The sequence below is a fragment of the Zarconia sp. genome, from assembly GCF_057467645.1.
Map to the genome: position 1 here is coordinate 1 of NZ_JBRJXU010000110.1, position 11,898 is coordinate 11,898.

An 11,898-nucleotide genomic window follows, 5' to 3' on the forward strand; every position below is an offset into this window, starting at 1 on the left:
ATTAGCGACAACGCTGACCCCGGCTCCTTTGGTTTCCAACTAATCCGATTTAACCCAATCGGTAGGGAGTTCGTCTGTAGAACCCAGACAGAACAGGAGTTTTGAGCCTTAAAATGACCCATCTCTGTCTTGCAGTATAAATCGAGTCTGCACGCATGGCAACTGACACCACTCAATCCAAGTCTCCGTAAGGATTTGAACCATCTCCACGAGAGAATGCGGGTTTCGGCGATTTCCCGAGACGGGTCAAGCCCGATCGAGCAGCAGTTTAGATGCCCTAAAACCGTCTCTCCAGAATAATTTCGGGGATTTTTATCGCGTTGTACGTAAATCAATTTTCCTTTGACCCATCTCAGACCGATCGAATGCCGCGTCTCGGGAAATTGGCAGCTTCCCCAGATAAAGTGGAGCCATCTCTCTCTTCGAGAGAGATACTCAAAAATATATGGAGTGAGGGTTACAGCCATACGACGACGAGTGGATGCGAGCAACGGATGCCCCAAAAAACCGGCGAGAAAGGGAGATTTCCATTTTTCCCCATAGACAAGGGGTTGTGCAACATTTAACCGGCTATTACCTGCTCTTCACAGATTCCAACCTGTATAGCACCACTTTTGACGGTGATGGCTGTTGCCTGCAAAGCTCGAATCATGATGTTCCGAGCGCCGTTCCAATCCCGAGGGGCTGTGTATCCGCATTCAGGGCATTGGAATTTTTTGTTACCCCCTAGTTGTGAGTGGATGTGACCGCATTCGGGGCAAGTCTTCGAGGTATAGGACTCGTTGCAGGGCACCACCAACACACCCTCGCGTTCAGCCATCTGTATCAAATGTTGCTTGAACCGATAATGACTCCAGGTGAGCAGATTGCGAGCGGTTTTCTTCCGTAGCTTGCGCTTGGACTTGACGACCATTTCGGAAGTGTTGAAGGTGGGTAGGAAGATGACTTTGTAATGGTTGACCAGATACCGGGCCACCTTGTTGTGCAAGTCCTTGACCAAGGACTCAATCCGTTCTCGAATGCGGTAGGAAGCTTTTCTCATCGCTCGTCGCTGCCGTTTGGCAGTGCTTAAGTCGATTTTGCTCATCAAAGAATCGAGATGAGCACACAGCCTCTGAATCCGTCCGATATCGCCCGTCCCAATCTCGAACACTTTAGACCCGTCATACCCAGTAACGAAGGTTCGCACCCCCGGATCGAGAGCCACAACCCCCGATCTCGTCGTGGGAGAAACGGGGCGAAGTTCGGGAAAGACCCCATACCATTTACCTCGTTGCCAAACGAGTTGGGTTCCGTAAGGACATTCGGTGGGGAACGGTTCGGGTGTGCGAAACTGCAAGCCTTTGACCTTCGTGGGATACCAGACCCCTTTCTTGAAGTTTCCCGGCTTGAATTTGACAACCTGGGAGGGTGTTCGGCAGGACTTGAACTTAGCCCCATTTCCACCGTTTGCCTTTGCTTGAGTCCAAGAATCGATCGCATCGGCTACCGCCTCTTGCAGTTGATGCCCCGGCAGTCCTCGTACCCAGTCCGGTCGAGCGGTTTCTCTAACCACCTTCTGAAGGCTGAATGCAGATCCACGCCAACCATCCCGAAGATGAGCGATGCACCAGTTGTAGATCCAACGATAAGCGTTAATCCATTGTTTCCAGACCCGATGCAGTTCCTTAGAGGGAAAGACCCTGAGTTTCGAGACACTGTTGGGCGGTATCTTCTTCGATCGGTTCCGAGGGTTTTTCTTGTACTGCTTTTTGGGCTTGTTTTTGGTATTTTCGGAGTCCGTAAAGCCTCGCACTGAAGCAATGGAGGATCGACAAGATATCCTCGACAAGTTCCTCATGCGGAGAGAGGTTGCGTTCGTTGAGAACCACGAGTTTAACTCCCTTCTTTTCGCAAAGCCATTCGACCAATGGAAACCCAAATCGGACGAGTCGATCGGGGTAAGCGACGACAAGCTGGCTGATAGTTCCTTCGAGAATTCGTTCCAATACTTTGAGCAGTTTTCGCCGTTTAAAATTGAGGGAGCTTCCAACCTCTGTAACCACTTCCCCTGCCGGGTAGCGTTGGCGTAAAAATTCAGCTTGTCGATCGAGCTCATCCCGTTGGGAATGGGTAGAGACTCTTGCATAGCAGACAACAGGCTTGTTACGCGCGTCTTCTGAGTCTTCGACGCAAAAACGTCGTTGGTTTCCTGGTGTTCGGATGCTGTCGAGCTTACCTTGCTTATCCCACAATCTAAGGGTCTGGACTGAAACCCCATAATGTTCGGCGGCTTCTCTGGGGGTGACATACCGTTTCATTACCTACTAAAAAATCTATCCCGATATTTTATAAGGTATTAGTATGTTTTAGCAGGGAATGTGCCACTTGTTACTTCGTCTATGAGTGTGAATTTTGAATTTTTAATGCGCGCATTTTCTCCCCCCTCTCCCTTGTCCCCTTGCCCCCTTGTCTCCCTCAAGGAATACTCTCCCACGCCTGGGCCACCAAACTACTCAACCATCGCCGTTGCGTGGAGTCGAGGATGCGATCGTCGTGCAGCACTTCCGCCGTCACATCGACCAGGGATTTTCCGTCCTCGCGGCAGAGATGGACGGTACCGGCGATCGCGGCAGCAACAGTTTCTTCATCGACGGTGGATTGTTGAAGAAGCGCTAAAAGTTCTGTAAGAGTCTCAGGGATGGGACGATGGGGACGATTCACGCGCGGGATAGCTGGTTTGTGGCTTTTGGGTTTGGGTGAAGACGCGATCGAGCGACGACGTACAATATATCTCACTTCATATTTTACTTCGATCGGCTCCTCCCTCAACCCGCATCCCGATGAAACAACTCCTCTACCTCGAAATTCCCACCCCCGATACCGCCGCCGTCCGCACCTGGTTGCAAGATAAATGGCAACTTGATGTCTCCCCCACATCGATCGAAAAATCTTCCACCCCCGATGGCGTGCGACTGGCGTTCAAAACTGGTAAAGATAGCAACTCCTCAGAAGAATTATCCGTCTTCCTCTGGTCGGTGCAGCGAACCACCTACCTGAAAGCCTTTCGTTGGAGCGATCGCCCCCTTCCCTCAGAAACTCGTGCGATCGCTGCTTTAGAACGGGATATCCGGATACAATTTCCCAACCACTATCCCGAACCCCCCGAAATCGATCTGGCCAACTGCTCCATTTTTGACGCCCTCCAACCCCACTACCCCGAAACCGTCAAATACTTCCAAAAAATCCCCAACGGCGAATTCGATCTAACGCGCGTCTACTGGTGGGAAAAGCGGTGGCGGGAGGGGGTGCGCCGTCCCCAAGAACCGAAGCAAGTGGTGTTTTTTGAATCGAATCATGCGGCTAATTCTGCTGCCAATTCGATCGATGCCCCCACCTACGATTTAATCTACGTCGGCGGCGCACTGGGGGTCATCCACGCAGCGGTGATGGCGCGACGGGGGTATCGAGTACTCCTGCTCGAACGCCTCCCCTTCGGACGGATGAATCGGGAGTGGAATATTTCCCGCACCGAGTTTCAAAGCTTGATCGATTTGGGTTTGTTTACCGCAGCGGAATTTGAAAGCCTGATTGCAGCCGAGTATCGAGATGGGTTCAATAAATTCTTCGATGCTAACAATCCCCCCCAGTGCAAAGCACCGGTCCTGCATACCCCGAAAGTCCTGAATATCGCCATCGATGCTGAAAAACTGCTCCGTCTGTGCGGGGAGAAATTGCGATCGGCTGGGGGGGAAATTTGGGACGAGACGGAATTTATCCGCACCGATATCGATGGCGACGGCGTGACCCTTCAGGCGCAACACCTGCCCACTTCTACCCCCAAACAAGCCAGGGGTCGCCTGCTCGTCGATGCCATGGGAACTGCATCCCCGATCGCCTGGCAACTCAATGGAGGTCGCGCTTTCGATAGTGTTTGTCCCACCGTCGGGGCCGTCATTGCCGACGGATTCGAGCCAGAGGTGTGGGATTCTCAATACGGTGACGTTCTCAATTCCCACGGCGATATTTCCCGAGGACGGCAACTGATTTGGGAGCTATTTCCCGCTGGCGGTCGGGAATTGACGGTGTATCTATTCCACTACCACCAAGTCCACCCGGAAAATCCCGGTTCTCTCCTGGAAATGTACGAGGACTTTTTCACCATCCTGCCGGAGTATCGCCGCTGCGACATGGAGCGTTTGGAATGGAAAAAAGCGACGTTTGGCTACATTCCCGGTCACTTCAGCCAAAGTAGCAGCGATCGCCGGGTGGCGTTCGATCGTCTGATTGCCATTGGTGATGCCGCCTCGTTGCAATCTCCCCTCATCTTTACCGGCTTTGGTTCCCTGGTGCGGAATATGGCTCGCCTCACCCATCTCCTCGATACTGCCCTCAAACACGATTTGCTCAGTGCCGACCATCTCAATCGCATTCGCGCCTACCAAAGCAATATTGCCGTCACCTGGCTCTTTTCCAAAGGAATGATGGTTCCCACCGGTCGTTTTATCGACCCGGAACGAGTGAATGCCATGCTCAATACCTTTTTTGGCATCCTGGAGAGCGAACCCCCTGAAGTTGCCGATACCTTTATTAAAGATCGCCTTTCCTGGGGAATGTTCAACCGTCTCGCCCTCAAAGCCGCTTTTCAAAACCCCGCTCTCTTGTGGTGGATTTGGCAACTGGCGGGTCCGCAGGATTTGTTCCGCTGGTTGGGGAGTTACCTGACGTTTACCTGGCAATCCTTCGTCGGTGGGTTGTTCCGCTGGCTGCCGGGTTTTGCCGGGTGGGTGCAACCCTGGCTCGAACCGCGCTATCCCGGCTTGTGGCTGCGGATGATCGCGGCAAGTTACGCTCTCACCGAAGGTATCGGTCGCCGCGCGCCAAAGGTTTCTGTGTCTGGGGCGAAGTTGCAGGAAATTGTTTGAGGAAGCTTCGGAGGCTTCGGGGACAAGGGAGAGGGGGGAGACAAGGGGACAAGGGGACAAGGGGACAAGGAGACAAGGGAGAGGAGAATTATTCAATTAACCATTCCCTACACCCCACACCCTACACCCTACACCCCACACCCCGTTCCCCATTCCCCATTCCCCATTCCCCATCCTCACCAGATACAACAATCCAAAACTGACGTTCATTGAAAATAGAGTTATCTGCCAAAACATTGGTTAAAAAATCCATAAAAACTCGATTTCTATTTCTCCCGATCTTCGTTATATTAGGGGGTAAATCACAATAAATTCGCGATCGCGATCGCACCTCAAAGTAAGTTCGATCGCGGTCAGTTTAAACAATCCCAGAGATACTATCTCTAATTCGGTTCATCAGGTGCAAATGACGAGATGCAATTTACTAAACAGGCTCAGTTGATTCAATTTTTACAGAACGAGTTATTAATCCCCAAAAACTCAATTTCCCTGGCCGTGCGTCAAAGTGAAGATTGTGGTGTCAACACCTTAGCAATGGTACTGTGGCAATACGGACTCGTTACCATCGAACAGCTCGATAAAATTTTTGACTGGCTAGAGACGGTATGAAACCCATCCTCAAAAATTGCCGCCTTGCATCGGGTTTGAGTGATGTGGGGCGGTTATTTTTTGCTTGTTTTTGCCGATTTTCTCGTGAGACCCGTGCCGATTCCGATATTTTCCGTTCCCGTGACAACCTCAGAATGGGTCTCTTATGATGGAATTGCATTTGAGAAACATCGAGCAAAATCCGAAAGCGATCGTCCATGAGAGTCCTAGTTGCCAGTCACACCTATATTGTCGATCTCAATCGAGATAAACTACGAGAACTCGCCAAACTTCATCCGGATATTGAAGTGACGATCGTCGTTCCCCGTCGCTGGAAACCTGGCGGCGTGCAAAATAAAATCATCGAATCGGAATACCTTCGCGAAGGTTCGTTTCAGGTGGTTCCGGTTTCTAACTTCAGCCAAAACAACCAGGGATTATTGACCTTTGGGACCGACTTATTGGGGCTTTTGCGGGAATTTAAACCCGATATTATCCAAGTCGAACAGGGGTCGAAATCTCTCGCCTACGCCCAATTTATTACCTTAAATCGACTCTTGGGACTGAAGGCAAAAATGCTCTTCTTTACCTGGTGGAATCTACCCTACGAGTTGAAATGGCCGATTGCCTCCCTCGAAGCCTACAATTTGCGCCATACCGATGGCATTGTCGTGGGCAATCAAGATGGTGCAGATATTTTACGCGATCGTGGCTACAAAGGTCCGATCGAGATTATGCCCCAACTGGGTGTGGATGAGAGTTTATTCCACCCCCATCCCGTTCCGGAACTACGCCAACAATTGGGACTGAATCCGGACAATTTTGTCGTCGGCTACGTCGGTCGTTTTGTGGAAGAAAAGGGATTGCGCACCTTAAGCCAAGCCCTCGAATCGATTTCCGACTATCCCTGGAAATGGCTGCTACTCGGTCGCGGACCGCTGCAAGAGGAGATTCAGGCTTGGGCGGCGAGTCGGGGTTGGTCGGATCGACTGATTTGGGTGGAAAGCGTTCCCCACGATGACGTGCAGCGCTACATTAACTTACTCGATGTTTTGGTTTTACCCTCTGAAACGACTTATCGATTTAAAACCCTCACCTCTGTCGGATGGAAGGAACAGTTCGGTCACGTTCTCATCGAAGCCATGGCCTGCCGAGTGCCGGTTATCGGGTCGGATTCGGGAGAAATTCCCCATGTCATATCTGAAGGGGGTTTAGTCTTTGCGGAAGGAAACGTCGCCGAGTTGAAAACCTGTTTGAAAAAGCTAATCGAACAACCGGATGCCGCCGGGGAGATTGCTCGACGGGGGTACGAACGGGCGATCGAACAGTACACCAATAAAGCGCTCGCTCATAAATTGTTAACGTTTTACAAACAGTTATTGAGTCTAGGGTCGTAAGATTTTCGATCGATCTGGGACTCTCGCATTGGGTCACCGGCTGTTTCTCCTTTGCCTGGGGCTTATCGAGCGATCGGGTGCATCGATACCATCACAAAAAAACTGAGTTCCCCGGTCCGCAGATAACGTTTGACCATGGGACGACGATCGATCTAGAATCGCTATCTGTAGCACGAAAGGTCGATCGCGTTAGAGATTGAAATATAAACTTAAATTTCAATTGGAGCCTCTGCAAGGAGAGTCGTACTCCGGGGTCGTTGTACCGAATCCCCATACCCTCAAATCCCAGACTCGATATCCGTCGATCGATACATCTGTTGGAACTGCGATCGCTGATTATTCGGTCTTGCAATCAGTCCTCAAGCCTCTGATGAGTCATCCCCTTGGAATCATTTCGATTCCTAATCTACCAACCGGTCGAAACTCACTTTAAATTACAAAATTTAATATCTAAAGCCTCGATCGAAATCCATTTCCAGGAACGCTCGATTTTTAACTCCTTCAATCTTGTCAGTTTCTTCTTTGTTCCCCATCGATTGAGAGTCTCAAGTAATGCTTAAACCCCTACCGTGAAAGTCTTTATCCAGAATACAGAAATTCTTTAGCGAATCTTAAAGTTTGAACGAGCGAAAAGTTTTGCGGAGTGTGGATGCTCGAGTTCCTTATTTTAAGAAGTAATTTTGATACTTAGTTGACTGAATGTGATTAAAATATAAACTAAATAGTAATATAACATCTCGAGGAATATCGGCCCGAAACGATTAAGCAGTCCTTTTAGGTTCCAAACTTATGGAGATCGAAAAGGATGTGAGAGGTCACTCCTCACAAAGTATATGAACGATCCTCGTACCCAACCCAACACGTTTGCGCTCACCACGCCATTGTATTACGTCAATGGCTTGCCCCATATTGGCAGTGCGTATACCACCATTGCTGCTGATGCGATCGCCCGATTTCAGAAGCTGCAAGGCAAATCCGTACTGCTAATTACCGGTACGGACGAGCACGGACAGAAAATCCAGCGGGCCGCCCAAGAAGCAGGGCGCTCTCCCCAAGAGCGCTGTGACGAGATAGCTGGCAAATTTCAAGAACTGTGGCAACAGCTTAACATCCAGCACGATCGCTTTAGCCGCACCACGGCCCCCCGACACGAAGCCATCGTCAAAGAATTTTTCGGGCGCGTGTGGGATCGGGGTGACATCTACTTAGGACAACAAAAGGGTTGGTACTGCGTTTCGTGTGAGGAGTTTAAAGAAGAGCGCGATCTGCTCGAAGATCGTCGCTGCCCCCTGCATCCCAATCAAACGGTCGAGTGGCGGGACGAACGAAACTATTTCTTTGCCCTGTCCAAATATCAACAGCAACTTGAAGACCTTTACCAGAAGCGACCGGATTTCATTGGACCGGAGATTCGCCGAAATGAAGTTTTGAATTTTGTCAAAGGCGGACTTCAAGACTTTTCCATCTCGCGGATTAATTTAGACTGGGGATTTCGAGTTCCCAACGATCCCGAACATACGCTCTATGTTTGGTTCGACGCTCTGCTGGGGTACGTCACGGCTTTACTCGATGACGCTCAAGAGGCAACCTTAGAAAATGCACTCGCTCGATGGTGGCCCATCAACCTGCACCTGATCGGCAAGGATATTTTGAGATTTCATGCCGTTTATTGGCCTGCCATGCTGATGTCTGCGGGTTTACCCTTGCCCGATCGGGTTTTCGGTCACGGCTTTTTGACCAAAGACGGTTATAAAATGAGCAAAACCTTGGGAAATATCGTCGATCCGGTGGAATTGGTCGAGCAATACGGAGCGGATTCGGTGCGCTACTATTTCCTCAAGGAAATTGAATTCGGGAAAGATGGCGATTTCAATGAAACCCGATTCATCAATATTCTCAACGCCGATTTGGCAAACGATTTGGGGAATTTGCTCAATCGAACCTTGAGAATGGCTCACAAATATTGCGGTGGGACGGTTCCTCGCATCGATCCCGAGAAACTGGACGCCGAACATCCTCTCAAAACCATTGGCTTAGATCTGGGCAAACGGGTCACCCAGGCTTACGAGTCTTTGGCGTTTCACCAAGCTTGTGAAGAGACGTTGATTTTGGTGCGCAGTTGTAATAAGTTTCTAGACGATCGGGCCCCTTGGACATTGTACAAGCAAGGAGAACTAGAAGCGGTCGAGGAAGTCCTGTACGTCGTTCTAGAATCGGCGCGCTTAGCTGCGTATTTACTCTCTCCCATTGTGCCGGGTTTGAGTACGGCCATTTACCAGCAGTTAGGTTTTGAGGTGAATTTTGACGATCCCGCAACCGGGGAGGATATTTCGTTCGAGGGTCATAGCCGTTGGGGTCACTTAGACGGCGATCGACCATTTCAAAAACCCAGTCCGGTGTTTGCCCGCTTAGAACTTCGAGCAACCCCCTAAATTTCGTTCGCTCCATTGCGAGTTGGCTCCTCGGGCGCGTTGCTTGTCAAAAACATCAATTTTCTTTCGATCTCGGACTGGCGAAGCCCTAGAGTTTTCTGCAAACTTATCTGGTTTTTTATTTACGTAAACCTGTCAATAAATCTAAAAAAATTGATTTTTCTGGCATACTCTCATAAAAAAATTAGGATAAAAAAACAATGTTTAATGATTTCGATCACGACTCAATATTCACCCCCGAACAAGTTCTAGAAAATCGCGGTCGGGTAGCGATTTTTATCGATGGCTCTAATTTATTCTATGCGGCGATGCAATTGGGAATGGAAATTGACTATACCAAATTGCTTTACCGTTTGACGGGGGGATCTCGTTTGCTGCGGTCTTTTTTCTATACTGGGGTCGATCGCACCAACGAAAAGCAGCAGGGTTTTTTGCTGTGGATGCGTCGTAATGGCTATCGCGTCATTGCCAAGGATTTGGTCCAACTCCCTGATGGTTCCAAAAAAGCCAACTTGGATGTGGAAATTGCTGTGGATATGATGGCGTTGGTGGGGTCTTACGATACGGCCGTCCTGGTCAGTGGTGACGGAGATCTGGCCTATGCGGTGGATTCGGTGAGCTATCGCGGCGTGCGAGTAGAAGTGGTGAGCTTGCGATCGATGACCAGCGATAGTTTGATTAACGTGGCCGATCGCTATATCGACCTCGAAGCGATCAAAGAAGATATCCAAAAAACGCCCCGCCAAGCCTCTTACAGTAACTACCGATCCTTGTCGGGTATGGGGACGATGGACGATCGACCCGTCGAGTGAGGGTTGCCCTTGCCCCCTCCCTTGCGCTGCAAACGGGGTGGGTTTAAAACTTGGCACCATCCAGGATAGAGGAAATGGCGACGGGCGCGGATTCCTCTATCCTTGACGTTTGTACCGTCGATAATTGGACGATCGATAAAGACTGGCTGGGTCGAGTATGACTTTTTCCCTTTTCCGATATTCTCTCTCCATTCGAGCCGTGGCGATCTCCATGGCAGCCATTCTACTCTTGGGGTTAGGCGCGTGCGGCAATCGGAGTTCCGAACCCGAGAAAATTGTCGAAGACTCAAAACCCGAACCCGAGGTGGAAAACCGCCTGACGTTCAATGATATTACCCTCGAACAGGTGGATGGCGAAGGCAATTTGATGTGGGTGGTGAACGGCAAGCAAGCCACTTATAGCGGCGATCGCCAACTGGCTGCCGTCGAGAGTCCCAAAGCCGAACTGTATCAAAACGGGGAACTCGTGTTCCAAATCGAAGCCTTGCAAGGGGAAGTGCATCAAAACGGAGAAAAGATCGTCCTCCGGGAGGAAGTCGTGGCCGTCGATACCCAAGATGGGGCGGTGATGACGGGAGACGAGTTGGAATGGCTTCCTGCAGACGATACCTTAATCGTGCGCGGGAATTTAACCGGAACCCACGATCGCGCCGACGTAACCGCCGAGGAGGTACAACTGTTCAGCCAGCAGCGACGGTTAGAAGCCTTTGGGGCAGTGGTGATGCGGGTGAAAGAGTCATCGTTGCAAGTGAGCACGGAACGGATTGTCTGGGAGATGGAACCGGAACAGGTGTTTATCGAGCAACAAGTTCAGGTCGATCGATTTGAAATCGAAGGGGAAGGGGAAGAAGAAGAAGAAAAAATTACCGATCGCGCTGTCGCCGAACAAGCAACCCTCGATCTGGCCGCTCAGATTGCAACCCTCCAAGACAACGCTCAACTGAGCCTCGTCGACCCCCCCCTACAAGTCGCCAGCAACGAGCTAATTTGGGATTTGCCGGGGGAAGTCGTAACCTCTAACGTTCCGGTGAAGGTGGTTCACGAAGAAGAAGACGTGACGATGACAGGGAATCAGGGTTGGGTGACGTTAGCCGAAAAAGTCTTTTATTTAACCAACGGGATCGAAGCGTTGGGGAAAGATAATCTCGCCCAGCTGATTGCGGAGAACCTGACCTGGGATATTTCCGCCCAGGAATTTGTTGCCGAGGGGAACGTGACCTATCGCCAAGTCGATCCCCCGTTCAATTTGACCGGCCCGAAAGCGGAGGGGAAACTCGAATCCCAAACCTTTGCGATTAGCGGGGGGCGAGTGGTGACGGAAATTATTCCTTAACGTCCGATCCCGAACTGACGTTTCGGGCGAGGCTGGGGTGTAGAGAATTTTAGATTGCGCGATTGTATATTTTTAGCGTTAGCTTTTCTACCAGATGTCTATTCAGAATTGTTATAGCGCTTCGCGCTGGTGTATTTACACGATTGAAGAAATAGATTGTTTCGATTCCCCATTCCCCATTCCCCATTCCCCATGACTGAAAATTTGTAATGATACCGGCCGGGACTGCTATATATTTTGAATTCTGCGCTCGAAAACGAAAAAGCTTCATTTGAGCGACTTTGGTAAAAAAACGTCAGTTTTGCTACCGCGACGTGGACGGGATGCCGACTCTGGGTGAGATTCGGGCGGTTGGCAAGCCTCTTGATGAGCGAAGCGATCGCACTGGCTACATCTGGTTGCTGGGGAGCAAAGTACTTCATCCCTATTCCC

9 protein-coding genes are annotated in these 11,898 nt (G+C 50.3%); 6 read left to right on the forward strand and 3 right to left on the reverse strand.

Going from position 1 to position 11,898, the window contains the following annotated elements; genetic code table 11:
- Positions 1-562: 562 nt before the first annotated feature.
- The 3 genes from AC2215_RS17345 to AC2215_RS17355 all read right to left on the reverse strand — a co-directional run bounded on the left by AC2215_RS17345 (position 563) and on the right by AC2215_RS17355 (position 2,778).
- A complete protein-coding gene (locus AC2215_RS17345; RefSeq protein WP_486811259.1) occupies positions 563-1,711 on the reverse strand; it encodes an RNA-guided endonuclease InsQ/TnpB family protein in 1,149 nt (382 codons plus the stop codon).
- Positions 1,668-2,300, reverse strand: coding sequence for an IS607 family transposase (locus tag AC2215_RS17350; protein WP_486811251.1), 633 nt, complete (start codon positions 2,298-2,300; stop codon positions 1,668-1,670). The genes AC2215_RS17345 and AC2215_RS17350 overlap by 44 nt, the downstream gene beginning before the upstream one ends.
- A 157-nt stretch (positions 2,301-2,457) precedes the next feature.
- Entirely contained in the window at positions 2,458-2,778 is a 321-nt protein-coding gene (locus AC2215_RS17355) for a hypothetical protein (protein ID WP_486811252.1), read from the reverse strand.
- Positions 2,779-2,822: 44 nt separating this feature from the next.
- Between AC2215_RS17355 and AC2215_RS17360 the strand changes: the two genes are divergently transcribed.
- The 6 genes from AC2215_RS17360 (at position 2,823) to lptC (ending at position 11,466) form a co-directional block, all read left to right on the forward strand.
- Positions 2,823-4,904 carry an NAD(P)/FAD-dependent oxidoreductase gene (locus AC2215_RS17360; protein ID WP_486811253.1) on the forward strand — a complete coding sequence of 694 codons (2,082 nt, stop codon included), beginning with the start codon at positions 2,823-2,825 and terminating at the stop codon, positions 4,902-4,904.
- 414 nt (positions 4,905-5,318) lie between these two features.
- Entirely contained in the window at positions 5,319-5,513 is a 195-nt protein-coding gene (locus tag AC2215_RS17365; RefSeq protein ID WP_486811254.1) for a DUF2949 domain-containing protein, read from the forward strand.
- A gap of 197 nt (positions 5,514-5,710) precedes the next feature.
- On the forward strand, positions 5,711-6,889 hold the full coding sequence (hpsO, locus tag AC2215_RS17370; protein ID WP_486811255.1) for a hormogonium polysaccharide biosynthesis glycosyltransferase HpsO: 1,179 nt from the start codon (positions 5,711-5,713) through the stop codon (positions 6,887-6,889).
- Positions 6,890-7,722: 833 nt separating this feature from the next.
- Positions 7,723-9,321: a methionine--tRNA ligase gene (metG, locus tag AC2215_RS17375; RefSeq protein ID WP_486811256.1), complete on the forward strand. Its 1,599-nt coding sequence runs from the start codon at positions 7,723-7,725 to the stop codon at positions 9,319-9,321.
- Positions 9,322-9,521: 200 nt separating this feature from the next.
- On the forward strand, positions 9,522-10,133 hold the full coding sequence (locus AC2215_RS17380; protein WP_486811257.1) for a LabA-like NYN domain-containing protein: 612 nt from the start codon (positions 9,522-9,524) through the stop codon (positions 10,131-10,133).
- Between the two features lie 157 nt (positions 10,134-10,290).
- A complete protein-coding gene (gene lptC / locus AC2215_RS17385) occupies positions 10,291-11,466 on the forward strand; it encodes an LPS export ABC transporter periplasmic protein LptC (protein ID WP_486811258.1) in 1,176 nt (391 codons plus the stop codon).
- Positions 11,467-11,898: the final 432 nt, after the last annotated feature.

Bases quoted from the DNA above. Each gene is read 5' to 3' on its own strand.
- AC2215_RS17350 (WP_486811251.1), bottom strand. From the start codon at position 2,300: ATGAAACGGTATGTCACCCCCAGAGAAGCCGCCGAACATTATGGGGTT.
- AC2215_RS17360 (WP_486811253.1), top strand. From the start codon at position 2,823: ATGAAACAACTCCTCTACCTCGAAATTCCCACCCCCGATACCGCCGCC.
- AC2215_RS17365 (WP_486811254.1), top strand. From the start codon at position 5,319: ATGCAATTTACTAAACAGGCTCAGTTGATTCAATTTTTACAGAACGAG.
- hpsO (WP_486811255.1), top strand. From the start codon at position 5,711: ATGAGAGTCCTAGTTGCCAGTCACACCTATATTGTCGATCTCAATCGA.
- metG (WP_486811256.1), top strand. From the start codon at position 7,723: ATGAACGATCCTCGTACCCAACCCAACACGTTTGCGCTCACCACGCCA.
- AC2215_RS17380 (WP_486811257.1), top strand. From the start codon at position 9,522: ATGTTTAATGATTTCGATCACGACTCAATATTCACCCCCGAACAAGTT.
- lptC (WP_486811258.1), top strand. From the start codon at position 10,291: ATGACTTTTTCCCTTTTCCGATATTCTCTCTCCATTCGAGCCGTGGCG.